The organism is Burkholderia sp. NFPP32 (genome assembly GCF_900119325.1).
GTDB lineage: Bacteria > Pseudomonadota > Gammaproteobacteria > Burkholderiales > Burkholderiaceae > Burkholderia > Burkholderia pyrrocinia_C.
Window position 1 is genome coordinate 37,451 of sequence record NZ_FPJP01000018.1, and the last position, 21,839, is coordinate 59,289.

26 protein-coding genes are annotated in these 21,839 nt (G+C 68.5%); 5 read left to right on the forward strand and 21 right to left on the reverse strand.

Going from position 1 to position 21,839, the window contains the following annotated elements; translation table 11 throughout:
• Positions 1 to 371: 371 nt before the first annotated feature.
• Entirely contained in the window at positions 372 to 860 is a 489-nt protein-coding gene (locus BT264_RS27415; RefSeq protein WP_072442579.1) for a CPBP family glutamic-type intramembrane protease, read from the forward strand.
• 120 nt (positions 861 to 980) lie between these two features.
• Here the strand turns inward: BT264_RS27415 and fliR are convergent, their stop codons facing one another.
• The 9 genes from fliR to BT264_RS27460 form a co-directional block, all read right to left on the reverse strand.
• A complete protein-coding gene (gene fliR, locus BT264_RS27420; protein ID WP_072442581.1) occupies positions 981 to 1,763 on the reverse strand; it encodes a flagellar biosynthetic protein FliR in 783 nt (260 codons plus the stop codon).
• Between the two features lie 23 nt (positions 1,764 to 1,786).
• A complete protein-coding gene (fliQ, locus tag BT264_RS27425) occupies positions 1,787 to 2,059 on the reverse strand; it encodes a flagellar biosynthesis protein FliQ (protein ID WP_006401718.1) in 273 nt (90 codons plus the stop codon).
• A 19-nt stretch (positions 2,060 to 2,078) separates the two neighbouring features.
• Positions 2,079 to 2,840, reverse strand: coding sequence for a flagellar type III secretion system pore protein FliP (gene fliP, locus BT264_RS27430; protein ID WP_072442583.1), 762 nt, complete (start codon positions 2,838 to 2,840; stop codon positions 2,079 to 2,081).
• A gap of 36 nt (positions 2,841 to 2,876) precedes the next feature.
• The gene (fliO, locus tag BT264_RS27435; protein ID WP_072442585.1) at positions 2,877 to 3,461 is read right to left on the reverse strand and encodes a flagellar biosynthetic protein FliO; all 585 of its coding nucleotides are present in this window, start codon (positions 3,459 to 3,461) and stop codon (positions 2,877 to 2,879) included.
• Positions 3,458 to 3,949 carry a flagellar motor switch protein FliN gene (fliN, locus tag BT264_RS27440; RefSeq protein ID WP_072442588.1) on the reverse strand — a complete coding sequence of 164 codons (492 nt, stop codon included), beginning with the start codon at positions 3,947 to 3,949 and terminating at the stop codon, positions 3,458 to 3,460. The genes fliO and fliN overlap by 4 nt, the downstream gene beginning before the upstream one ends.
• Positions 3,942 to 4,940 (reverse strand): flagellar motor switch protein FliM, encoded by a 999-nt coding sequence (fliM, locus tag BT264_RS27445; protein WP_072442590.1) that lies wholly within the window; start codon positions 4,938 to 4,940, stop codon positions 3,942 to 3,944. The genes fliN and fliM overlap by 8 nt, the downstream gene beginning before the upstream one ends.
• Before the next feature lie 22 nt (positions 4,941 to 4,962).
• Entirely contained in the window at positions 4,963 to 5,499 is a 537-nt protein-coding gene (fliL, locus tag BT264_RS27450; RefSeq protein ID WP_047899414.1) for a flagellar basal body-associated protein FliL, read from the reverse strand.
• Between the two features lie 141 nt (positions 5,500 to 5,640).
• Positions 5,641 to 6,363, reverse strand: a complete 723-nt coding sequence (locus BT264_RS27455; RefSeq protein WP_034183794.1) for an LrgB family protein — start codon at positions 6,361 to 6,363, stop codon at positions 5,641 to 5,643.
• Positions 6,364 to 6,376: 13 nt separating this feature from the next.
• Positions 6,377 to 6,853 carry a CidA/LrgA family protein gene (locus BT264_RS27460; RefSeq protein ID WP_072442592.1) on the reverse strand — a complete coding sequence of 159 codons (477 nt, stop codon included), beginning with the start codon at positions 6,851 to 6,853 and terminating at the stop codon, positions 6,377 to 6,379.
• Positions 6,854 to 6,992: 139 nt separating this feature from the next.
• On the opposite strand from BT264_RS27460, the gene BT264_RS27465 reads away from it, so the two are divergent.
• Positions 6,993 to 7,919, forward strand: coding sequence for a LysR family transcriptional regulator (locus BT264_RS27465; protein ID WP_072442594.1), 927 nt, complete (start codon positions 6,993 to 6,995; stop codon positions 7,917 to 7,919).
• 61 nt (positions 7,920 to 7,980) lie between these two features.
• On the opposite strand, the gene BT264_RS27470 is transcribed toward BT264_RS27465, so the two are convergent.
• Together BT264_RS27470 and BT264_RS27475 are read right to left on the reverse strand one after the other, a co-directional pair.
• A complete protein-coding gene (locus tag BT264_RS27470) occupies positions 7,981 to 9,543 on the reverse strand; it encodes a DHA2 family efflux MFS transporter permease subunit (protein ID WP_072442596.1) in 1,563 nt (520 codons plus the stop codon).
• A gap of 177 nt (positions 9,544 to 9,720) precedes the next feature.
• The gene (locus tag BT264_RS27475; RefSeq protein ID WP_072442598.1) at positions 9,721 to 10,209 is read right to left on the reverse strand and encodes a MarR family winged helix-turn-helix transcriptional regulator; all 489 of its coding nucleotides are present in this window, start codon (positions 10,207 to 10,209) and stop codon (positions 9,721 to 9,723) included.
• A 174-nt stretch (positions 10,210 to 10,383) separates the two neighbouring features.
• On the opposite strand from BT264_RS27475, the gene BT264_RS27480 reads away from it, so the two are divergent.
• Positions 10,384 to 10,668: a multidrug ABC transporter ATPase gene (locus BT264_RS27480; protein WP_083534219.1), complete on the forward strand. Its 285-nt coding sequence runs from the start codon at positions 10,384 to 10,386 to the stop codon at positions 10,666 to 10,668.
• A 267-nt stretch (positions 10,669 to 10,935) separates the two neighbouring features.
• Positions 10,936 to 12,486: an efflux transporter outer membrane subunit gene (locus BT264_RS27490; RefSeq protein WP_072442709.1), complete on the forward strand. Its 1,551-nt coding sequence runs from the start codon at positions 10,936 to 10,938 to the stop codon at positions 12,484 to 12,486.
• Between the two features lie 24 nt (positions 12,487 to 12,510).
• Here BT264_RS27490 and BT264_RS27495 read toward each other — a convergent pair whose 3' ends face one another.
• Genes BT264_RS27495 through gspG form a run of 8 tightly spaced genes read right to left on the reverse strand, consistent with a single transcriptional unit; the run spans position 12,511 to position 18,508 of the window.
• Complete coding sequence (locus tag BT264_RS27495; RefSeq protein ID WP_072442602.1) at positions 12,511 to 13,299, reverse strand: type II secretion system protein N; 789 nt, start codon at positions 13,297 to 13,299, stop codon at positions 12,511 to 12,513.
• A 31-nt stretch (positions 13,300 to 13,330) separates the two neighbouring features.
• Complete coding sequence (gene gspM / locus BT264_RS27500) at positions 13,331 to 13,837, reverse strand: type II secretion system protein GspM (RefSeq protein WP_072442711.1); 507 nt, start codon at positions 13,835 to 13,837, stop codon at positions 13,331 to 13,333.
• Complete coding sequence (gspL, locus tag BT264_RS27505; RefSeq protein ID WP_072442606.1) at positions 13,834 to 15,213, reverse strand: type II secretion system protein GspL; 1,380 nt, start codon at positions 15,211 to 15,213, stop codon at positions 13,834 to 13,836. Before gspL ends, gspM begins: the two co-directional genes overlap by 4 nt.
• Positions 15,214 to 15,239: 26 nt before the next feature.
• Positions 15,240 to 16,367, reverse strand: coding sequence for a type II secretion system minor pseudopilin GspK (gene gspK / locus BT264_RS27510; protein WP_072442713.1), 1,128 nt, complete (start codon positions 16,365 to 16,367; stop codon positions 15,240 to 15,242).
• Between the two features lie 2 nt (positions 16,368 to 16,369).
• The gene (locus BT264_RS27515) at positions 16,370 to 17,059 is read right to left on the reverse strand and encodes a PulJ/GspJ family protein (RefSeq protein ID WP_083534217.1); all 690 of its coding nucleotides are present in this window, start codon (positions 17,057 to 17,059) and stop codon (positions 16,370 to 16,372) included.
• On the reverse strand, positions 17,037 to 17,438 hold the full coding sequence (gene gspI, locus BT264_RS27520; RefSeq protein ID WP_110281401.1) for a type II secretion system minor pseudopilin GspI: 402 nt from the start codon (positions 17,436 to 17,438) through the stop codon (positions 17,037 to 17,039). Before gspI ends, BT264_RS27515 begins: the two co-directional genes overlap by 23 nt.
• Positions 17,439 to 17,440: 2 nt before the next feature.
• Positions 17,441 to 18,016, reverse strand: coding sequence for a GspH/FimT family pseudopilin (locus BT264_RS27525; protein WP_072442612.1), 576 nt, complete (start codon positions 18,014 to 18,016; stop codon positions 17,441 to 17,443).
• 39 nt (positions 18,017 to 18,055) lie between these two features.
• On the reverse strand, positions 18,056 to 18,508 hold the full coding sequence (gspG, locus tag BT264_RS27530; protein ID WP_006751354.1) for a type II secretion system major pseudopilin GspG: 453 nt from the start codon (positions 18,506 to 18,508) through the stop codon (positions 18,056 to 18,058).
• A gap of 175 nt (positions 18,509 to 18,683) precedes the next feature.
• On the opposite strand from gspG, the gene BT264_RS27535 reads away from it, so the two are divergent.
• Positions 18,684 to 19,094, forward strand: a complete 411-nt coding sequence (locus BT264_RS27535) for a type II secretion system protein N (protein ID WP_072442614.1) — start codon at positions 18,684 to 18,686, stop codon at positions 19,092 to 19,094.
• A gap of 31 nt (positions 19,095 to 19,125) precedes the next feature.
• Here the strand turns inward: BT264_RS27535 and gspF are convergent, their stop codons facing one another.
• A complete protein-coding gene (gene gspF, locus BT264_RS27540; protein ID WP_072442616.1) occupies positions 19,126 to 20,343 on the reverse strand; it encodes a type II secretion system inner membrane protein GspF in 1,218 nt (405 codons plus the stop codon).
• A gap of 4 nt (positions 20,344 to 20,347) precedes the next feature.
• Entirely contained in the window at positions 20,348 to 21,838 is a 1,491-nt protein-coding gene (gene gspE / locus BT264_RS27545) for a type II secretion system ATPase GspE (RefSeq protein WP_110281399.1), read from the reverse strand.
• Between the last annotated feature and the right edge of the window lies 1 nt (position 21,839).

The window sequence follows — 21,839 nt, forward strand, 5'->3', positions numbered from 1 at the left end:
TTTTCGGCTCGTACTGGCAGGGGCGCGAAGGGCGGAATGCGACGGAGCACCGAGCGGGGATAGCGGCACGCCGCACGAAGCACAGGCAAGCGCCCCGCGACAAAGGAGAACGCTGAGGAAGTCCGGTCGGAGCGAAATGCCGCCATCAGCCAACAAATCGACAGTTTGACGAGCCTCGCCAGTTGCGACGGCAGCACTAGTGTTCCCATGTTGGTGGCCGTCAATGCCCCGCCTGTTTTCGGCAAGCCGCGACATCGGAAAAAATTGGATGTTTCGCTATAGGTTCGATGTTTATTTAGGACTATTTTTCGAACAATTTCATTGGTGAAATTTTGCCTAGATATTTCCCTTTGAATGAGCGGTGAATTGTAATGGAAGACTGTCTTGATAACCGCGTGATTCGCACGATCTCGCGCGGCCCGGTGCTCGTCTCGGTACTTCTGGCTTGGGCTCTCGCATACGTCGGCGGCATTTTTTTCTGGGTTGGCCAATTTGTATTCGAACTTCCATTTGGCCCCTCCTCCGGTGCGCTGCCTGAAATAGTGAAGTACGACCTATTGACTCGCCTGTTTGTCGGCTCACTCGTTGCTCCAATAGCGGAAACATTTCTTTTCCAGTGGCTTCCCATTCGGTTGATTCGCCGCACATTCGGAGCGAGTGTTTGGTCAGCCATTGGTGCTTCAACTCTTGTGTTCAGTGCAACGCACGGCTACAGCATCCTGTACGTGGCAGTCGCTTTATGGGGCGGGCTGATTTTCGCAACGGTCTTCGTGCTGCGTGATTACCCCGGCGGCCGTCCCTTTTTGGTCGTCGCCACCGCCCATGCCGCCCGCAACACGCTGGCAAGTATCCTCATCTGACGCGAACGAATCGTTCCCGGGGGTCCATCGGGAGAATCGTCGCCAATTGGCCGGATGAATAGGCCCGGAATCCAGATCGGCCGAGGCAGTGCCCGTACCTCGGAACGAATGATCCGCGCGTCACCGCCAGCCGAGCAGCACCCGGCCCATCGCATCCAGCCCCATGTCGAACAGGTGCGACACGAACGGCACGAGGTTCGGCACCATCAGCTGCACGAGCAGCAGCCCGACGAGCATCGTCACCGGAAAGCCGACCTGGAACACGCCGATCTGCGGCGCCGCGCGATTCAGGATGCCGAGCGCGAGGTTCGCGATCAACAGCGCCGCGACCACCGGCAGCGCGAGCAGCAGCCCCATCTCGAACACGGTCGCGCCGAACGCGGCGAGCGTGCGCCAGCCGGGCGCGTGCAGCAGGTCGGCCGACACCGGCAGCGACTGGAACGATGCGGCGAGCGCGGCGAACACCTGCAGGTGGCCGTCCACCGCGAGGAACGCGAGCATCGCGACCGCGTTCAGGAAGCGCCCCATCACGGGCGTCGCGCCGCTCGTGTGCGGATCGAAGAAGGTCGCGAAGCCGAGGCCCATCGACAGCCCGATGAAGTCGCCGGCCGCCTCGACGGCCGCGAACACGAGCTGCATCGTGAAACCCATCGCGACGCCGATCAGGAACTGCGTGACGACGATCCAGATGCCCTGCGCGGAGAACACGGTGACGTCCGGCATCGCGCCGAGCGTCGGCGCGACGACCAGCGCCATGAACGCGGCGACGCCGATCTTCACGCGCACGGGTACCGCCGCGTGACCGACGACGGGCGCCGTCGCGACCAGCGCGAGCATCCGCACGAACGGCCACAGGAAGGCGGTGAGCCAGCCGTTGAGCTGCGCGTAGGTAACCGAGAACATCGCCGCCGGGGGTTAAGCGCGGCTCAGCCGGCGCCGAGCGTCGCGACGTGCAGCAGCGTCTGCCGCAGGTAGTCGAGCATCGTCGTCAGCATCCACGGGCCGGCAATCACGAGCGTCGCGGCGACCGCGAGCAGCTTCGGGATGAACGACAGCGTCGCCTCGTTGATCTGCGTCGCGGCCTGGAACAGGCTCACGACGAGGCCGACCGCGAGCGCGACCAGCAGTAGCGGGGCCGCGAGGAGCAGGCCGACCATCATCGCCTGGTGCGCGAGGGTCATCACTTGTTCGGGCGTCATCGAGAGATTCCTCCGCTGCTTACGTGAAGCTCTGCGCGAGCGAGCCGATCAGCAATTGCCAGCCGTCGACCAGCACGAACAGCATCAGCTTGAACGGCAGCGACACGGTGGACGGCGACACCATCATCATCCCCATCGACATCAGCACGCTCGCGACGACCATGTCGATGATCAGGAACGGGATGAAGACCGTGAAGCCGATCTGGAAACCCGTCTTCAGCTCGCTCGTGACGAACGCCGGCACCAGCAGCGACAGCGGCACGTCCTCGGGCCCCTGCATCGGCGCCGCCTTCGAGATCTTCGCGAACAGCGCGAGATCGGTCTCGCGGGTCTGCTTCAGCATGAAGGTCTTGAACGGCGCGACGCCGCGCTGCACGGCCTGCTCCATCGGCATCGTGCCGTCGGAGAACGGCTTGTAGCCGTCGTTGTACGCACGGTCGAGCACCGGCGACATCACGAAGAAGGTGAGGAACATCGCGAGGCCGACGAGCACCTGGTTCGGCGGCGTCGTCGCGGTGCCGAGCGCCTGGCGCAGCAGCGACAGCACGATGATGATGCGCGTGAAGCTCGTCATCATCAACACCATCGCCGGCAGGAACGACAGCATCGTGAGCAGCAGCATCGTCTGCACGCTCAGCGAATAGGTGGTGCCGCCGTGCGGGCCCGGGCTCGCGTTGAACGCGGGCAGGCCGTTCGCCTGCGCGTATGCGAGCGCGGGAGCGACGCAGAGGATCAGCACGGGCGCGAAGCGCGCCGCGCGACGCAGGAATTCGTGTTTCATCGGAATGCGGGAACGGAAAGAGGGCGCAGCGCCATGTCAGCGGTCCTTGCCGCGACCGAGCCGCTTCGCGGCTTCGCCCGCGAGCGCGTCGCGAAACCGCGAACCGAACGTGCCGGGCAGGCCGCCTTCGGACGAGACGGCGCCGGCAGGTGCGTCGGCCGAACCCGATGCCGCGGCGGCGGTTGCCGCCGCCGGGCCGGCCGGCAGCGTATGCAGCAGCCGAACGTTGCCCGGCGCGACGCCGAGCACGAGCCAGGTGTCGCCGATCTCGACGATCGTCGCGCTTTCCTTGGCGCCGAGCCCGACGCTCGACACGACCTTCAGCGGGCCGCCGCGCCGTGCGGGCTGGAAGCCGAAGCGGCGCGCGAGCCACGCGCACGCGAATACGAGACCGATCACGACCGCGAGCCCGACGAGCGTCTGCAACACCGCGCCGATGCCGAGCGACGGCGCGGCCGAGCCGACCGTCACGCTCGACGCGATCGAACCGGCGTTATTCACCGCGTTCATGTCGGCGGCGCCGGCCGGCGCGCTGGCGAGCGACACGGAAAGCGAAGCGGCGACGGCAAGCGCCGCCGCGATCGCGATGCGCGCGCGGCGGCCGGGCTTCGCGACGTTCATCGATTCAGCTTCCGGATGCGTTCGGCCGGGGTGATGATGTCGGTCAGGCGGATGCCGAACTTGTCGTTGACGACCACCACCTCGCCCTGCGCGATCAGGCAGCCGTTCACGAGCACGTCCATCGGCTCGCCCGCCATGCCGTCCAGCTCGACCACCGAGCCCTGCGCGAGCTGCAGCAGGTTGCGGATCGCGATCTTCGTGCGGCCGAGCTCCACGGTCATCTTGACCGGGATGTCGAGGATCATCTCGATGTCGTTGTGCGTCGAGCTCGCCGCGGCCTTCGACAGCGGCTGGAACACGCCGGCGCCCGTCGCGCCCGGCTGCACCGGCTGATGGTTCTGCTCGGCAAGCGCGGCGGCCCAGTCGTCCAGCCCCTGCTCCTCTTCCGCAGCGGCCGGTGCCGCCTGCGCGTCGGCGGCCGATGCCGCGAGCGCCGCATCGGCGATGGCTTGCACGTCGTCCTCGGGCGTCTGGTTCAGCTCACTCATATCCACCTTCCTTCATCGTATCGCCCGCGCTGATCATCTTCTGCACGCGCAACGCATATTGACCATTGAAAATTCCGTAACCGCACTCCATCACCGGCACGCCGTCGACCTTCGCGGTGATCGTGTCGGCGATTTCCAGCGGCAGCACGTCGCCCGCGCGCAGGTTCAGGATCTTCTCGAACGTCGACGGGATCTCGGCGAGATTCGCGCACAGCTCGACTTCGGCGGCCTGCACCTGCTGCGACAGCACGCGCACCCAGCGGCGGTCGACTTCGAGCGCCTCGCCCTGGATCGGCGAGCTGAGCACGTCGCGGATCGGCTCGACCATCGAGTACGGCATGCAGATGTGCAGCGTGCCGCCCGTCGGCCCGAACTCGATCGAGAACTGCGTGACGATCACGATCTCGTTCGGCGTCGCGACGTTCGCGAACTGCGTGTGCATCTCCGAGCGCACGAATTCGAACTGCAGCGGCCGCACGCTCTTCCACGCGGTCGCGTAGTGCTCGAACACGAGGTTCAGCAGCTTGCCGATGATCCGCTGCTCGGTGGCCGTGAAATCGCGGCCTTCGACACGCGTGTGAAAGCGCCCGTCGCCGCCGAACAGGTTGTCGACGACGAAGAACACGAGGTTCGGGTCGAACACGAACAGCGACGTGCCGCGCAGCGGCTTCACGTGCACGAGGTTCAGGTTCGTCGGGATCGGCAGGTTGCGGGTGAACTCGCTGTACTTCTGCACCTTCACCTGGCTCACGGAAATTTCCGCCGTGCGCCGCATGAAGTTGAAGATGCCGATCCGCAGCAAGCGCGCGAAGCGGTCGTTGATGATCTCGAGGCCGGGCATCCGGCCGCGGACGATCCGCTCCTGCGTCGCGATGTTGTAGGGGCGGACGCCCGATATGTCGCGCTGCTCGTCGACTGAATCGGTTTCGCCCGTGACGCCCTTGAGGAGGGCATCGACCTCCTCCTGGGACATGAACTCCTGGTGGCCCATGCGCGCTCCTTTCGCGGCCGCGTTACTGGACGACGAATTCGGTAAACAACACGTCGTCGACCTTCGCGCGCTGGTTGCCCGGCTGCGTCGGCTGCTCGATCAGTTCCCGCAGTTCCTTCGAGAGCGAACGTTTGCCGTCCGGCGTCGCGAGATCCTCGGGATGCTTGTTCGACAGCGCGAGCAGGATCCGGCTGCGGATCTCCGGCATCCGCGCGGTCAGTTGCTCCTGCGCCTTCGGGTCGGTGAGCTTCAGCGACAGGCCGACGCGCAGGTAGTGCTGCGCGCCGTCGTCCGACTGCAGGTTCACGGTCAGCGGGTCGAGCGGGAAGAATACCGGCGCGGCGAGCGGCGCCGGCTCGGCAGGCGCGCTCGCATGGCCGACGCCTTCCTTGCTCAGGAACACGTACATGCCGCCGGCTGCGGCGGCGGCCGCGCCCAGCGCGATGACGGCGATGAGCGCGATGCGCTTGAACTTGCCGGAGGAAGCCGGCTTGTCGGCGGTCGGGTTTGCGGTCGTGGAGGCCATGTGAATGCGTGCGTGATGTCTCGTAGCATGCATTGTTCGGCATCCGGGCCGAGCCCGATGGGCGGAAAAGAGGGGGGATTTGCGGCTATATCTCAGCCGATCGTCGGCCGGCGCGGCCCGATGCAGGGTAGGGGCAGCGGCCGAAGGCCGTCATTCAGGGCGCGGCGCGGGCCGTCAGATCGGCAGCAGCGTCAGCAGCGGCGCGATCAGCACCATCGCGACGCCGGCGATCATCATCGTGAGGCTCGACACGACGCCTTCCTCGCTGCCGATCTCACGCGCCTTCGCGGTGCCCACGCCATGGGCGGCCGCGCCGAACAGCGCGCCGCGCGCGAGCCGCGTGCGCATCGGCACGAGCGCGAGCACGATCTCGCCGAGCAGCATCCCGCAGATGCCGGTCGCGATCACGAACAGGGCCGTGAGATCCTTCGGCGCGTGGATCTTGTCCGACACGGCGAGCGCGAACGGCGTCGACACCGAGCGCGTCATCAGCGAGCGCTGCAGTTCGGGCGACAGGTGCAGCAGCTTCGCGAGCAGCAGCGACCCGCACACGCCCGCGCCGATCCCGACCGCGACGCCGACCGACAGCGACAGCCAGTGCCGGCGGATCAGGTCGCGATACTCGTAGATCGGCACCGCGAACGCGATCGTCGCCGGGCCGAGCAGCCACATCAGCCAGCGCGTGTCGCGGAAGTAGACCGAATACGGGATGCCGGTCAGCAGGACGAGCAGCACCAGCACGCCCGGCACGAACACGAGCGGCGAGAACAGCAGCGTCTTCCTGTACGCATAGAGCCGCTTCGACACGAAATACAGCACGACCGTCAGCACGAAGCAGCCGAACGAGATCGCGGTATTCACCTTGTCGGCGGACAGGTTCGACAGCAAGGCAGGCATGCGCGGCTCCGGCTCAGTGGGCGGACACGGCGCTCAGGCGCGCACGGCGGCGTTCGGCGAACACGCGCTGCGCGGCGAGCCGGCGTTCGAGCTTCGCGGCGAGGTCGACCGCGACGGCCACCGCGACCATCACGAACGCAGTGCCCGCGAGCATCACCAGCGCGATGCGCCAGCCGTCCTCGCGGAACAATCCGCCGTACTGGACGGCCGCGACGGCGGCCGGCACGAAGAACAGCAGCATGTCGGACAGCAGCCAGTTCGCGCCGTCCTTCACCCACGCGGGTGCGACGCGGCCCGAGAACAGCAGCACGAGGAGCACCGCGAGGCCGATCACGCCGGACGGGATCGGCAGCCCGACAGTGCGCACGGCCCAGTCGACCGCCAGCCACAGCGCGCCGAGCGCGGCGGCCTGCAGCGCGATCCGGCCGGTACGCGTCATGCTGCCCGAAGCGGCAGGGCGGGCGGCGAGTGCGGCGGTCGGCTTGGTCATGGCGGGCTCCCTACAGATATTCCGTTGATGGTGCGAGTATAGGGTTTCCCCTAACCATAAATAAAATGACTTGTCTCTATCCTTGTCATTCCAATTCGGAATTCGTTTTTGATTGCCGCACCAATTTGGGGAGTCATCGATGGAATTGCGCGCGCTGCGGTACTTCGTCGAGGTGGTCCGCCAGCAGAGCTTCACCGCGGCGGCCGACAAGCTGTTCGTGACCCAGCCGACCATCAGCAAGATGGTGAAGGCGCTGGAGGACGAGATCGGTTCGCCGCTGCTGCTGCGCGACGGCCGGCAGATGGTGCTGACCGACGCGGGGCGGATCGTGTTCCAGCGCGGCCAGGACGTGCTCGCGGCGCAGGCGCAGCTGCAGTCGGAGCTGAACGATCTCGGCACGCTCGGGCGCGGCGAGCTGACGATCGGCATCCCGCCGCTTGGCGGCTCGCTGTTCACGCCGATCATCGCCGCGTACAAGCAGCGCTATCCGAACATCGAGCTGAAGCTGTTCGAGCAGGGCGCGCGGATGATCGAGGCGGCGCTGATGTCGGGCGAGCTGGAGTTGGGCGGGCTGCTGGAGCCGGTCGATCCGGCCACGTTCGACGTGCTGCCGATGGTGCGCGCGCCGCTGTGGCTCGTCGCGCCGCGCGAGTCGCGCTGGGAGGATCACGCGGCCGTGCCGCTCGCGGATCTCGCGCGCGAGTCGTTCGTGTTCTATGCGGAAAGCCTCGCGCTGCACGACGCGGTGCTCGACGCGTGCCGGAAGGTCGGCTTCACGCCGTCGATCGTGAGCCGCAGCGGCCATTGGGATTTCATGGCCGCGCTCGTGCATGCGGGCGTCGGCATCGCGCTGCTGCCCGAGCCGTACTGCCGGCGGCTCGACGCGGGGCAGTTCACGTGCCGGCCTATCGTCGAGCCGGAAATCACGTGGGCGATCGCGCTCGGCTGGCTGAAGAAGGGGTATCTGTCGCACGCGGCGCGCGCGTGGCTGGAAGTGGCGCGGGCGACGCTGCCGGTCGCGCCCGTCGACGATCTCGCGTTCGGCGGGTTGCGGGCGAGGGAGTGACGGCTGGCAACGCCGGGAGATAAAGCGAAAAAGGCGGGCGCAATGATCGCCCGCCGCGTGCTCAATGCCCCATCGCCGGCCCCGCGCCCTTCCTCGGCTTCGTGATCCACACGAGCGCCGCGAGCGCGATGAACATCACCGCCGACAGGTGAAAGAAGTCGTTGGTCGCCATCATGAAGCCCTGCTGCGTGACGAGCTGGTTGAGCTGCGCATTGGCCGTCTGCCCGACGATGCCGAGCTGCGCGAGCGCGCCCTGGTAGTCGGTCGTGTTCTGCGCGTAGACGCTCACCGATTCCGACAGCCGCGCATGGTGGTAGATCGCGTCGTTTTCCCAGAACGTCGAGCTGGCCGCGGTGCCGATCGCGCCCGACAGCGTGCGCAGGAAGTTCGACAGCCCCGACGCGCTCGCGAGCCGCTCGTCGGAGATGCTCGACAGCGTGATCGTCGTCATCGGCACGAAGAAGCACGCGACGCCGATCCCCTGCACGAGCCGCGGCAGGATCACGTGGTTGAACGGCACGTCGAGCGTAAACGTCGCGTTCCACAGCGACACGCCGGCAAACACGATGAACGCGAAGCTCGCGACCATCCGCAGGTCGAGCCGGTGCATGTTGCGGCCGATCAGCGGCGACAGCACGAGCGCGAGCAGCCCGACCGGCGCGGTCGCGAGGCCGGCCTTGCCGGCCGTGTAGCCCATCACCGTCTGCAGCCACAGCGGGAAGATCACGACCGAGCCGAAGAACGCCATGAAACCGAACGAGATGATCAGCGCGCCAAGCGCGAAGTTGCGGTCCTTGAACAGCGACAGGTCGACCACCGGCTCCTTCTCGGTCGCCTCCCACACGAGCATGAACGCGAGCGACACGACCGCGATCAGCGCGAGCGCGACGATGAACGACGAGTTGAACCAGTCGCGGTCCTTGCCGAGGTCGAGCATCATCTGCAGGCACGACACGCCGATCACGAGCAGCGCGAGGCCGACCGCGTCGATCCGCTGCTTCGACGTCTTCGTCTCGCGGCCGCGCAGCAGGAAGTACGCGCAGGTCGCCGAGAACACGCCGATCGGCAAATTGATGTAGAAGATCCACGGCCACGTGTAGTTGTCACTGATCCAGCCGCCCAGCAGCGGGCCGAAGATAGGCGCTACGATCACCGTCATCGCCCATAGCCCGAGCGCGAGCCCGCGCTTCGCGGGCGGGTAGCTGCGCATCAGGATCGTCTGCGACAGCGGCACCATCGGCCCCGACACGAGGCCCTGCAGCAGCCGGAATGCGATCAGCGTCTCGAAGTTGGTCGCAAGGCCGCACAGCGCCGACGCGACCGTGAACGCGAGCACCGACAGCGTGAACAGCCGCACCTCGCCGACCCGCCGCGCGAGCCAGCCGGTCAGCGGCACCGCGATCGCGGACGCGACCGAGTACGACGAGATCACCCACGTGCCTTCGCTCGTCGCGACGCCGAGGCTGCCCGAGATGGTCGGCACCGCGACGTTCGCGATCGACGTGTCGAGCACTTCCATGAAGGTGCCGAGCGCGAGCCCGACAGTGAGCAGCGCGAGCGCGCCGCCGGTCAGCGGCGCGGGTTCGGCGGCGGGGGAGGCGGCAGATGCCGTGGTGGCGGACATCGGAATCTCCTAGACGCGGCGCGCGCGACGCGCCGGCACAACGCACGGGTGCGCGACGCAGCGCGGCCCGGCCGGGTGGAACGGATCAGGAAAGAAACGCAGCGCGTGCCTTGTCATCTTCTGCCCAGACAGAGAAATAAACGAATGCTTAACCTAGACATGGGGCCTCCGTGCGCATCAGCAGTCCGGTTCGTCGGGCTTCGGGCAACCGGTCGTGCCGGGCCCGTTGGCGATGAAGCGCTGCAACAGGCCGGTGAGCGTCGCGAGTTCGTCGGCCGAGAAACCGTCGAGCTGCGCGTTGAGCGCGGTCGCGATCAGCGACGGCAGCGCGCGGGCCGCATCGGCGCCGCGTTCGGTCAGCGTCAGCTCGATCATCCGGCGGTCCTGCTCGCTGCGCGAGCGCGCGACCAGCCCCTTGCGTTCGAGCCGGTCGAGCATGCGTGTCATCGACCCGCTGTCGTACGACATCTTGCGGGACAGCTCGAACGGCGTGCGCGCATAGCCGCGCGACAGCAGCAGGATCACGCCGATCTGCTGCGCGGTGAGGTCGAGCGGCTCGAGCGCGCGGTCCATCCGCTCGACGAGCGCCTGCTTCGCCTTCGACAGGTAATAGCCGAGGCTCGTTTCCAGCGCGATGTTCTCGGGATCGTAGAGGCTGCCGGTCATGCGATTGCGCACGCAGCAACAGTGCGTTTCGGGTTAAAACGCGCCCAGTATCTTGAAAAATGATTGCTTAGTCAATATTATTTGAGGCAACCAGTTACGACGTGCATGTTGCACTGCCGGAGACTATGTTCTGACCGATTCGCCCGCGCTGCCGGGCACCCGAGGATGTTCGCGATGCTGTTCCTGAAAAATGCCGCCGGCGCGCTGCGCCGCAACCTGACCGATACCGCTCATCATGTGTTTTCCGGGCCGCACCGCGGCTGGAAGATCGCGCTGTACGTGACGATGCTGGTGGTGCCGGGCGGCTCGCTCGCGGCGCTCGGGTTCGCATGGTTCGATCATCGCCGGCAGCGCAACGCGAAGGGCGGCGCACGCCGCACGAGCCAGCCGGCCGCGACGGAGCCGTCGTCATGGCGGCCCGCCGCCGAGCCCGTCCCGGTGCCGGTGCGCTGCCTCTGACACCGTCGCTCCCGCTTTCCCGACTGTCCTGCCTGTTCCGACTGATTGCCGGCCGCGGCCGCCGTCGCGCGCCTGTCTTGCCGCAAGCGATCCGTAATGGCCGGTAACCCGGCCGCTCGCACCGGTAACACATTCCGGCCGCCGCGCACCGTACCCTTAGGGCTGCGCGGCTTCCCCGCCGTCAGTTACCATTTGTCCGCCAGCGGCATGACGACCGCATCGCGCGACGCCGCTCGCCGGCCGTCGCGCCCAGACAGGAAAACCACGATGCCGTACGCCTCCCTCCCGCGCGCCCTTCGCCCGCTGAGCGCCGCCGTCGCCGTTGCGACGGCCGTGCTGCTCGCCGGCTGCGCCGTCGGGCCCGACTATCACCGGCCCGACACGTCGATTCCCGCCGCATTCAAGGAAGCGCCGGCCGGCTGGAAGGTCGCGCAGCCCGCCGATCGCGCCGATCGCGGCCCGTGGTGGACGGTCTACAACGATCCGCAGCTCGATGCGCTGGTCGGCAAGCTCAACGCGTCGAACCAGACCATCGCACAATCGGCGGCCGCATACCGGCAGGCGCGCGCGCTCGTCACCGAGGCGCGCGCCGCGTATTTCCCGACCGTCGGGCTGACCGCGTCGGGCTCGCGCGCCCGTACGCCGCGCACGTCGCTGTCGTCGGGCTCGTCGTCGAGTTTCGGCAGCGGCTCGTCCGGATCGATCGGCAACAGCTACAGCGTCGGCCTCGACGCGAGCTGGGAGCCCGACCTGTGGGGCAAGGTGAGCCGCACCGTCGGCGCGCAGCGCGCCGGCGAAGCGGCGGCAGCGGCCGATCTCGCGAACGCGCGGCTGTCGCAGCAGGCGCTGCTCGCGCAAACCTATTTCCAGCTGCGCACGTCCGATGCGCTGCAAAAGCTGCTCGACGACACCGTGAAGTCATACGAACAGTCGTTGAAACTCACGCAGAACCAGTATGCGCAGGGCGTCGCCGCGCGCGCGGACGTGATCCAGGCGCAGACGCAACTGCAGAGTGCGCAGGCGGCGTCGATCGACAACGGCGTCGCACGCGCGCAGTATGAGCATGCGATCGCAACGCTGATCGGCGAACCGGCGTCGACCTTCTCGCTGCCGCCGAACCCGCTCGCGGCCGAGCCGCCGATCACGCCGGTCGACGTGCCGTCCGCGCTGCTCGAGCGCCGGCCCGACATCGCGGCCGCCGAACGCCGCGCGGCCGCCGCGAACGAACAGATCGGCGTCGCGATTTCCGCATTCTTCCCGACGCTCACGCTGTCGGCCACCGGCGGCTTCCAGAGTTCGGTGTGGTCGCAGCTGTTCACGCTGCCGGCGCGTTTCTGGACGGTCGGCCCGCAACTCGCGGCCACGCTGTTCGACGCGGGGCTGCGCGCCGCGCAGACCGACGCCGCGCGCGCGACCTACGACCAGGACGTCGCCGCGTATCGCCTCGCGGTGCTCACCGCATTCCAGGACGTCGAGGACAACCTCGCGTCGCAACGCATCCTCGCGCAGGAAATCGACGTGCAGCGGCAGGCCGTCGACAGCGCCGAACACTCGCTCGCGATCGTCACGAACCAGTACAAGGCCGGCACGGTCGCATATCTGAACGTGCTGACCGCGCAGACCACCGCGTTCACCGCGCAGCAGAAGCTCGCGACGATCGCCGGGCAGCGGATGGTGTCGTCGGTCGGGCTCGTGAAGGCGCTCGGCGGCGGCTGGGATGCGTCGGACATGACGCGCGAAACGGGCGACATCGCTGCGCCGGCGCCCGCGCCCGCGGCAACCGCGTCGTCGGCCGCCGCGCCGCTTGCGCAGAAGTAAGGAGAGGGGAGGCCAACGCGCGCGTCAGCGCATCGCGTCGCCGAAGATCAGCGACACCTCGTTGTTCCCGATCGGGTGACCGAGCAGGTTCAGCAGCCCCGCGAGGTTCGCCTGCTGCTCGGGCGCCGCATGCGCGGTGCCGCGGAACGATCCCTGGCCTGGGCCGAAGCTGCCGTGTCCGTCGAGGAACAGCGGGCCCTGCGTCGTCGACAGGTCGAGATCGGCGCCCGCCCCCTTCGCCTGCAGCACCGCGCGGTACGAACCGAGCGGCTTCACGCGCGACACGCGCGAACTCATCGAGTCGATCGTCACCGTCAACTGGCCGAACGCGTTGTTGCCGAACAGGCGCCAGTCGGTCCAGCCGAGCCGCACGTCGCCCTGCAGGTCGAGCGTGTTGAACGGCGTGCCGAGCCCCGCGAGCAGCGACGCGGGCACGGCCATCGTGCCCGCCGACAGCACCGCGCCGCGCCACGTCGCATCGAGCGTGACGGCATCGGGCATCGCCTCGGTCTGGCGCATGCGCATCTGCACGCGCCCGGTCAGCAGCGGCCAGAAGCCCGTAGTCCATTCGACCCGGCCCGGCAGCAGCGTCGCCGCGCTCTGGTCGGCGCCCGGCGCGAGCATCAGCGTGCCCGAGCCGTGCCACAGCGACCCGTCCGGATCGACGAGATTCACGTGAGCGCCGGTCGCACGCGCGAACTGCGGCGCGATCCACGCGGCCGGCGCGAGCGCGACGAGCGTCACCGCCGTCGCCAGTCCGCCCGCCAGTACCCACGGCAATGCTGCGGCGAGCCGCTTCGTCCATGGCCTCATCGGCCGACCGCCGCTTGCGTCATCCACTGCGTCATTTCTGCGTCGACGGTTGCATCACGGCCGTCAGGTCGACCTGGCCGTCGTCCTTCAGCGCGGTCGCGTGTGCCTCGCCGACCTGCACCTTGAACTGACGGCGCGCATCGTCGAGCCACTGCGTCCACACCGGAAACGACACGTTCTTCATCTGGATCTGCACGCCGTTGCCGACGATCTGCACCTGCGCACCCTGCAGCCCGTGATCGGACAGCGACGCGGTCAGCGCGTCCTTCAGCGCCAGGCCGGTCGGCGCGACGCCCTGCGCGGCGGCCGTCAGCGACTTCGCCTCGTTCGCCTGCGCGGTCATCTGCGCGAGTTCGCGGCGCATCGTCGGCAGCTCGCGCTGGATCCGTGCGCGGCCTTCCTGCGCGGGCGACCACAGCACCGAATACGCGATCGCGACCGCCAGCACGGCGCCGCCCCAGCCGAGCAGCATCTTCTCGCGCTGCGAGCGCTCGCCCCAGAACTGGGTCAGCGTCTGGTTCAGTTGTTCCGTCTTCATGAGCGGCTCCGGATCGTCCATTTGCCCGTGTTGCTGTCGACTTCGCCGGACAGTCCGTTGCGCGCGAGGCGCTGCGTGAAATCGGGATCGACCTTGACCTCCGGCTTGAAGCCGACGTCGAGCCGCCGGTCGTGATAGTCGAGCGACGCGATGCCGTTCAGCGGCAGCGCGCCCATCGAGCGCGTCAACCCGCTCGCCAGCGCGAGGAAATCGTTCGGCGACAGCTCGCCGGCCGCCAGGCGCAACTGATCGAGCTGGCGCTGCATCTGCGCGGGCGGATCGAGCACCGTCGTCGTCTTCGGGAATGCGGACAGCAGCGTTTCGGTGATCTGCGCGGACAGCGCATCGCGCTCGCGCGACAGCTTCCACCAGTGCAGGTTCATCCCGATCACCGCGACGCCGAGCGTCGCCGCGGCGAGTGCGATCGGCACGCGCAGGCGCTTCACCGTCGCGCGGTCGAAGCGCCACGGCTGCGACTCGAATTCGAACTGGCACAGATCGAAACGCTCGGTTAGCGCACGCCGCGCGAACGTGTCGAACGACAGCGGCGCGGCGCCCGGCAGCAGCGGGCCGTCGGTGCGGCCGACCGACGCGAGCCGCGGCTCCGCGCCCGGCTCGCCGAGTTCGTACAGTTCGACGTCGCCGCCGCCCGCGAGCGCGGCCAGCGTGCCGGCCGCGCGCGACGCGGGCGCCGCGAAGCCTTCGCCGAGCGCACCGCGCGCAACCGCGAGTTCGAGGCGCGGCGCACCGGCCGCGGCCGGCAGCGCGCCGGCTTCGACGAGCGCCGGTTCGACCGCCGTCGCGAGCCCGAGCACGGCGGCGACCGTCGCCGGGCGGGCGGGCGGCTCGACGGCGTCCGCGACAAGCGCGGCATCGGCCGCGACGGCCGCTTCACCGTCGACCGGCGCGGCGGAAGCCGTTTCGGCCGACGTGCGCGGCGCCGGCAGGCAGCGGGTCGCGGGCACCGCGCTCAGGTGCCGGTGGCCGGCCGCCGCGAACGCGTCGCAGATCGCGCGGAACCACGCGCGATCGACCACGGCCAGCACGCGGCGCCCGTCGGGCAGCGCGGCCGGATCGAGCGCGATGTGGCAGCCGAGCGGATCCTGGATCAGCTGATCCTCGACGATGTTGGGCAGCGCCTGGCGCAGCTTCGGCCCCTTGAGCGGCGGCACCTTCGCGGCCAGCAGCAGCACGTCGCGCGCGGCGACGATCAGCACCGTCGCATTCGCGCGCGGCAGCAGCGCGAGCGCGGCGCGGCCCGCGCGCTGCACCTGGCCGGCCTTGTCGACGAGCGTGAACGGCAGCTCGGGCCACTGCCATTCCTGCAACGGCACGGCAGGCTCGCGCGGCGGCAAAGAAACAATCAACGTGCTCACAAGAGCTCCTCTCCCGAATGGCGTCGTTATAGCTGGTCGCGGATACGCACGACCCGCGTCGAGTGCGTGGTCGGATCACGATACACGAGCGACGTGCGGTCGACCTCCGCACGTTCGTGCTGGATCCGGCCATGCACGATGAAATAGCTCGAATTGACGTCGACGAGGCTCGAGTCGAGCGTCACGTTCGGCGCGCCGGCGCCGCGCAGCGCGAGCTGCACGTCGCCGACGTTGCGGAAAAACACGGTCTCGCGGCGCGACACCAGCGCCTGCGCGGACGACACGCTCATCCCCGGCATGAGCGCCGCGATCACCTCGGCCGGCGCGGTGTTCATGTTCACGGGCGTCGTGGTCGGCAGCACGGTGACGAACGGGCGCAGCCGCGCGACCATCTCGGGCGTCACACCGTCGACGTCGAGCAGGCTGTCGACGCTCGTCATCATCAGCGGCGCGGGCCCGCGGTCGCCGCCGGACATGCCGGGATCGTCGGTGAAGCCGCCGGTCTGCTGGTCGCTGGTTACCGGCGCAGTGGCCGGCGCCGTGCCGCCGCCGCCGGGCAGCGTCGGCATCTGGAAGCGTGTCGCCGAATGCAGCAGGCCCGCGCGCACCTGCAACGCGATGCGTTTCGCGAACGCGCCGTCGTAGCCGAGCGTCGTCAGCAGGCGCTGGAACGCCTGCAGCTGCGTGACGTTCAACTGCAGCACGCCGGGCGCCGGCGACGACACGAGGTTGCGCAGGTTGAACTTCGCCTGCGCGTCCTCGATCGAGCCGGAGAGATAGGTGTCTTCGCCGCCGTTGTCGTTGGGCGCGCCGATCCGGCCAAGGAAGTCCGACAGCTTCGTCTTCGCGATCGGCACGCCCCAGATCCCGCCGAGATACGTGATGCCGGGCGCCGTATCGCCTTCGGAGCGCAGGATCATCCGCGTCCAGTCGAGCGCGCCGCGCGCGACCCACTGCGCCTGCGCGATCACGCGCTGGTTCTCGATGCGGCGGATCTGCACCTGCTGGCGCCACAGCATCCCCGAGACGAGGATCGCCGACAGCGCGACGACGAGCAGCGCGGTGATGATCGCGGCGCCGCGCTGGCGGCCGCGTGCATGCGCGCGCGCGGCAGCGCGGTTGATGGTGAGCGGACGGTGAGAGCGCGCGCGCATCGTCATTCCCCGACGAGGAACACGCGCGTGACCGGCACGCGCAGCGACGTCGCGCCGATGCTGACCTGCAGCCCCGTCACCGCGCGCGGCGGCGGCGCGTTGCCGATCTGCGGCACCTTGAGCGCATCGTTGTTCTGCGCGAGCGCGTCGTCGGCTGTCTGCAGGTTGGTGGTCCAGCCCACGCGCGGCACGTACAGCTTCGCGTCGATCGCGCCGACGCCGCCCATCAGCGCGACCCAGCTCCAGCCTTCGACGCTGCTGTCCTTCAGCACGCCTTGCAGCCGGTTCGCATCGTCGAGCGGCGGCGACGCATAGCGCACGACGCGCCCGCCGGCGATCCGGTAGCGGACCACCTGCAGCCGCGGCGCCGCGCCCGGCACGTCGAATTCGCGAACGATCTGCAGCGTATTGCCGGCGACGCCGATCGCCGGCTGGCCGGCCTCGTCGTCGGTCGCGGCAAGCCGCGCGTCGATGCGCATCTGGTCGAACATCTGCGCGAAGACGCGCTCGTCTTCCATCGCGGACGCCACCTTGTCGCGGCCGCGCATGACCTGGTCGAGCCCGCGCCACGCGAGGATGGCGACCACCGCGAGGATCGCGATCGCGATCATCAGCTCGATCAGCGTGAAGCCCCGGGCGGAGCGCGCGTGCGGGCGCCGCATCGGCGCGTCAGAGCGGACGGCTGGTTTCATTCGCGACCACCGTCACCATCTGCGCGAGCACGCCGGAGCGCCCGGGCATGCTCACCGAAACCCGGACGCGCCGGAACACGGGGTTCGGCGTGGCGCTCACGCTCTGCGTGCAGACGAGCTGCACGTTGCCTTGCGAACAGTCGAAACTCTGGTCGCCGACCTGCGGCCACGCGTGCGTGAGCCGTAGCTGCGCGAGCGCATTGTCGGCGCTCCAGCCGGCCAGCAGCCGGCGGTGCAGTTCGGATGCATTGGTCGCCATCGTGCCGACCGCGCGGATCGACGCGGCGAGCGCGACCGCGATGATTGCGAGCGCGACCAGCACCTCGATCATCGTGAAGCCGCGCGACGAAGAAACGGGGAAGGGCAGGCGACGACGCATCGTCATTGCACCTCGTAGCGGCCGTTGCCGGTGCCGACGATCGTCGCGCTGCCGACGGCCGAATGCAGCGTCACGCGCACCGGCGTGTCGACGCTCTCGGTGCCGAACACGATGCGGTTCGCGCGCGTGTCGGAGCCCGGGTAGTCGATGTCGGCGCCCGTGACGCCGCCATCCCAGTCGCGCGGGCGCAGCAGGTCGTCGCGCAGCGTGCGCCAGCCGTCGGGCGAGCTCACGTCGAAACGGAAGCCGTGCGCGGTCGGTTGCCACGCGATCGGGCGCGCGCGCACCTGCGCTTCATCGCCGGCGGTCTCGAACAGCAGCGCGATGCGCTGCGCTTCCTCGCGCAGGTCGGTGCGCGGATTGCGCGTCAGCGACAGCGACGCGAGCGACACGAGCAGCCCCGCGATCACGAGCACGACCAGCATTTCGAGCAGCGTGAAGCCGCGCGCGAGCGAGCGCGAACGCCGCACGCCGTGCCTCATCGGCCCGCCATCGGCGCGCGCCGACACGGACGGCGCCGTGCCGCGATGCGCACGGCAATCGCGGCCGCGGCGGGAAGTCGTGCGAATGGCGAGCATGAAGAGCGGGAACGAAGCGTCGGGACGATCAGCGCCGGCTTATTGCCACGAACCGATGTCGGAGTCGTTGCTCTCGCCGCCTTCCTTGCCGTCGGCCCCGTAGCTGAACACGTCGATCTCGCCATGCACGCCCGGATTCAGGTACTTGTACCCGTTACCCCACGGATCGTTCGGCAGGCGCTCGAGGTAGCCGCCGTCCTTCCAGTTGTTCGGGATCGGATCGGTGGACGGCTTCTGGATCAGCGCGTTCAGGCCCTGTTCCTGGGTCGGATAACGGCCGTTGTCGAGACGGTACAGCTTGAGCGCCTGCATGATCGTGCCGATGTCCTGCTTCGCGGCGATGCGGCGCGCCTCGTCCGGGCGGCTCATGATCTTCGGCACGATCAGCGCCGCCAGGATCCCGAGGATCGCGACCACCACCATGATCTCGATCAGCGTGAAACCGCGCTGACGACGCACGGCCGCGTTGCGGCGAGTGATCCACGTTTGCATGACTGACTACCTCTTTCCAAAAAATGTCGTCGATTGAGTGACGCACCCGGCGCACCGGACGATTACCTGACAGCAACCTTCCGGACCCGCGGGCGCGGAGCACGCATTGTAAGGCGCGCGTCGCCGAGGGCTTTCACCCAACGCAAATTTCATATACATCCGTACAATAGCGCGCATGAACGCGCTCTCGATCCGGATCCTTTCCCTAGCCCTCTTCGCGGGTTTGTGCGCGACGGCCACCTACTGGGTCGTCACGCTGTCGGCCCGCGAAGCGCCGCTGCCCGCCGCCGCCGCGCGGCCGCCGATCCGCACCGAGGACGCCGCGGCGCTCTTCGGCGGTCAGCTCGACAAGAATCCCGTGCAGGACATCCACCTGTTCGGCATCCTCGCGCTCCAGCGCGGCGCCGCCGCGATCATCGGCATCGGCGGCGAACCGCCGCGCGCCGTGTCGCTCGGTGCCGAGGTCGCGCCCGGCGCGAAGCTCGCCGAAGTCCGCCCCCGCTCGATCATCGTCGACCGCAACGGCGCCCGCGCCGAAATCCAGCTCCCGGCGAACACGCCGTCCCCCGCGATCTACATGCGCTGAACGGCGACGGCCTCACCAACTGGTCAGGCCGTCACTGCACCATGTTGTTCAGCTCGATGATCGGCAGCATCACGGCCAGCACGATCACGAGCACGATGCCGCCCATCGCCAGGATCAGCAGCGGCTCGAGCAGGCTCGTCAGGAACATCGTGCGGCGTTCGAGCTCGCGCGCTTCGCCTTCGGCCGCGCGATCCAGCATCGTCGTCACGTCGCCCGTCGCTTCGCCGGAACGGATCAGGTGCACGAGCACCGGCGGAAACGTCTTCACGTTGTTCAGCGCGCGCGACAGCGCGGAGCCTTCACGCACGCGCACGATCGCGTCGTCGATGTTCGCGCGCATCGCGCGGTTCGACAGCGTCTCGCCAGCCGCCTGCAGCGCGCGCAGGATCGGCACGCCGGCCGCGGTGAGGATGCCGAGCGTGCTCGCGAAGCGCACCGTGTTGTAGCCGCGCACGAGCTTGCCCGCGAGCGGCGCGGTCAGCACCCAGCGGTCGAACGCGAGCCGCGGCCCGGCGCGCGACAGCGTCGCCTTCACGAACCACACGACGAGCGCGACCACGATCAGGATCGCCCACCACCAGTGCCGCACGAATTCCGACAGCGCCATCATCACGACCGTGAGGATCGGCAACTGCTGTTTCGTGCTCGCAAACACGTTGACGACCTGCGGCACCACGTAGCTCAGCAGGAACGTGACGATGCCGAACGCGATCAGCGTGACGATGCCCGGATACGTGAAGGCCAGCAGGATCTTCTGCTTCAGCGCGTTGCTCTGCTCGATGTAGTCGGCCAGGCGCGACAGCACGATGCCGAGCTTGCCCGTGTGCTCGCCCGCCGCGACGAGCGCGCGGTAGATTTCCGGAAAATCGCGCGGATGCTGGCCCAGCGCATTCGCGAGCGAATGGCCGCCGAGCACCTCGGCGCGGATCGCGGCCATCAGTTCGCGGATGTAGTCGCGTTCGGTCTGCTCGGTCAGCACGCCGAGCGCCTCGTCGAGCGGCAGCCCCGCGATCAGCAGGCTCGCGAGCTGGCGCGTGAGGATCGCCTGTTCGCGCTGCGACAGCTTGCGGCCGAACGCGAGCCGCTGCGTACGCGCGCCGCGCGTCGCGCTGGCGGCCGGCTCGACGACGAGCGGCGTGAGCCCCTGCGTGCGCAACTGGCCGCGCGCGGAACGCGCGCTGTCGGCATCGATGACGCCTTTCTGCGCGTGTCCCGCCGCATCGATCGCTTCGAAACGGAATGCCGGCATCGCGCTATGCGCCTCCCGTCACGCGCAGCACTTCCTCGAGCGACGTCGCGCCGGCGGTCAGCCAGCGTTCGGCGTCGTCGCGCAGCGTGCGCATCCCTTCCGCGCGGCTGGTGGCCAGAATCTCCGCGTCGGCCGCATTGCGATGGATCAGCGAGCGGATCGTATCGTCGACCAGCAACAGTTCGTATACACCGCGCCGGCCCGCGTAGCCCGAATGCCCGCACTTGTCGCAGCCGACCGGATGCCACAGCGTGCGGCCATCCTCGTGCCGCTCTTCCTTGCAGACGGGGCAGAGCTGCCGCACCAGGCGCTGCGCGAGCACGCCGAGCAGCGACGATGCGAGCAGGTACGGCTCGACGCCCATGTCGGTCAGACGCGTGACGGCCGATGCCGCATCGTTCGTGTGCAGCGTCGCGAGCACGAGGTGGCCCGTCAGCGACGCCTGCACCGCGATCTGCGCGGTTTCGAGGTCGCGGATTTCGCCGATCATGATCACGTCCGGATCCTGGCGCAGGATCGAGCGCAGCGCACGGGCAAAGGTCATCCCGATCCGCTCGTTCACCTGCGTCTGGCCGATGCCGCCGAGGTCGTATTCGATCGGATCCTCGACGGTCATGATGTTGGTCGTCGCGGTTTCGAGCCGCGACATCGACGCATACAGCGTCGTCGTCTTGCCCGAGCCCGTCGGGCCCGTGACGAGCACGATGCCGTGCGGTCGCGCAATCAGCTTGTCGAACTGGACGAGCGTGTCGCGGCCCATCCCGAGCGCTTCGAGATTCAGGCGCTTCGCATCCTTTTCCAGCAGGCGCAGCACCGCGCGCTCGCCGTGCCCGGTCGGCAGCGTCGACACGCGCACGTCGACCGGCCGGCCGCCGACGCGCAGCGTGATGCGGCCGTCCTGCGGCAGCCGTTTCTCCGCGATGTCGAGCTGCGCCATGATCTTGATCCGCGAGATCAGTGCGCCGTGCAGCGCCTTCTTCGGGCGCACGACGTCGCGCAGCGTGCCGTCGACGCGAAAACGCACGACGGACGAATTCTCGAACGGCTCGATGTGAATGTCCGATGCCTGTTCGCGCGCCGCTTGCGTGAGCAGCGCGTTGATCATCCGGATGATCGGCGCGTCGTCTTCCGATTCGAGCAGATCCTCGACTTCCGGGATGTCCTGCATCAGCCGCGACAGGTCGACTTCGCCTTCGACCTCGCCGACCACCTGCGCGGCGCTGCCGTCATGACGCGAGTAGGCCTGGTTGATCGCCTGCGCAAGCTCGTCGGCCGGCACGCGGTGCACGGAAATCGAGCCGAAGTTGCGCGCGATCTCCGCGAGCGCGGCGTCGCTCGTGCGTTCGCTGATCCACACCTCGAGCGTGTCGTCGAGCTGGTGCGCGATCAGCACCTGGCCGCTCTTCGCGAAGCCGTACGGCAACAGGCGCGCGGCAAGCGGCGACGGCGGCTGCCGGTCGCCCGGCGCGCCGTCGTGGGCGGAAGACGCGAGCATG

What these genes read in the sequence shown, in the direction of transcription:
- BT264_RS27415 (WP_072442579.1), top strand. Translation starts at nt 372, where the DNA reads ATGGAAGACTGTCTTGATAACCGCGTGATTCGCACGATCTCGCGCGGC.
- fliR (WP_072442581.1), bottom strand. Translation starts at nt 1,763, where the DNA reads ATGTTCTCGGTTACCTACGCGCAGCTCAACGGCTGGCTCACCGCCTTC.
- fliQ (WP_006401718.1), bottom strand. Translation starts at nt 2,059, where the DNA reads ATGACGCCCGAACAAGTGATGACCCTCGCGCACCAGGCGATGATGGTC.
- fliP (WP_072442583.1), bottom strand. Translation starts at nt 2,840, where the DNA reads ATGAAACACGAATTCCTGCGTCGCGCGGCGCGCTTCGCGCCCGTGCTG.
- fliO (WP_072442585.1), bottom strand. Translation starts at nt 3,461, where the DNA reads ATGAACGTCGCGAAGCCCGGCCGCCGCGCGCGCATCGCGATCGCGGCG.
- fliN (WP_072442588.1), bottom strand. Translation starts at nt 3,949, where the DNA reads ATGAGTGAGCTGAACCAGACGCCCGAGGACGACGTGCAAGCCATCGCC.
- fliM (WP_072442590.1), bottom strand. Translation starts at nt 4,940, where the DNA reads ATGGGCCACCAGGAGTTCATGTCCCAGGAGGAGGTCGATGCCCTCCTC.
- fliL (WP_047899414.1), bottom strand. Translation starts at nt 5,499, where the DNA reads ATGCATGCTACGAGACATCACGCACGCATTCACATGGCCTCCACGACC.
- BT264_RS27455 (WP_034183794.1), bottom strand. Translation starts at nt 6,363, where the DNA reads ATGCCTGCCTTGCTGTCGAACCTGTCCGCCGACAAGGTGAATACCGCG.
- BT264_RS27460 (WP_072442592.1), bottom strand. Translation starts at nt 6,853, where the DNA reads ATGACCAAGCCGACCGCCGCACTCGCCGCCCGCCCTGCCGCTTCGGGC.
- BT264_RS27465 (WP_072442594.1), top strand. Translation starts at nt 6,993, where the DNA reads ATGGAATTGCGCGCGCTGCGGTACTTCGTCGAGGTGGTCCGCCAGCAG.
- BT264_RS27470 (WP_072442596.1), bottom strand. Translation starts at nt 9,543, where the DNA reads ATGTCCGCCACCACGGCATCTGCCGCCTCCCCCGCCGCCGAACCCGCG.
- BT264_RS27475 (WP_072442598.1), bottom strand. Translation starts at nt 10,209, where the DNA reads ATGACCGGCAGCCTCTACGATCCCGAGAACATCGCGCTGGAAACGAGC.
- BT264_RS27480 (WP_083534219.1), top strand. Translation starts at nt 10,384, where the DNA reads ATGCTGTTCCTGAAAAATGCCGCCGGCGCGCTGCGCCGCAACCTGACC.
- BT264_RS27490 (WP_072442709.1), top strand. Translation starts at nt 10,936, where the DNA reads ATGCCGTACGCCTCCCTCCCGCGCGCCCTTCGCCCGCTGAGCGCCGCC.
- BT264_RS27495 (WP_072442602.1), bottom strand. Translation starts at nt 13,299, where the DNA reads ATGAGGCCATGGACGAAGCGGCTCGCCGCAGCATTGCCGTGGGTACTG.
- gspM (WP_072442711.1), bottom strand. Translation starts at nt 13,837, where the DNA reads ATGAAGACGGAACAACTGAACCAGACGCTGACCCAGTTCTGGGGCGAG.
- gspK (WP_072442713.1), bottom strand. Translation starts at nt 16,367, where the DNA reads ATGCGCGCGCGCTCTCACCGTCCGCTCACCATCAACCGCGCTGCCGCG.
- BT264_RS27515 (WP_083534217.1), bottom strand. Translation starts at nt 17,059, where the DNA reads ATGAAACCAGCCGTCCGCTCTGACGCGCCGATGCGGCGCCCGCACGCG.
- gspI (WP_110281401.1), bottom strand. Translation starts at nt 17,438, where the DNA reads ATGCGTCGTCGCCTGCCCTTCCCCGTTTCTTCGTCGCGCGGCTTCACG.
- BT264_RS27525 (WP_072442612.1), bottom strand. Translation starts at nt 18,016, where the DNA reads ATGCTCGCCATTCGCACGACTTCCCGCCGCGGCCGCGATTGCCGTGCG.
- gspG (WP_006751354.1), bottom strand. Translation starts at nt 18,508, where the DNA reads ATGCAAACGTGGATCACTCGCCGCAACGCGGCCGTGCGTCGTCAGCGC.
- BT264_RS27535 (WP_072442614.1), top strand. Translation starts at nt 18,684, where the DNA reads ATGAACGCGCTCTCGATCCGGATCCTTTCCCTAGCCCTCTTCGCGGGT.
- gspF (WP_072442616.1), bottom strand. Translation starts at nt 20,343, where the DNA reads ATGCCGGCATTCCGTTTCGAAGCGATCGATGCGGCGGGACACGCGCAG.
- gspE (WP_110281399.1), bottom strand. Translation starts at nt 21,838, where the DNA reads ATGCTCGCGTCTTCCGCCCACGACGGCGCGCCGGGCGACCGGCAGCCG.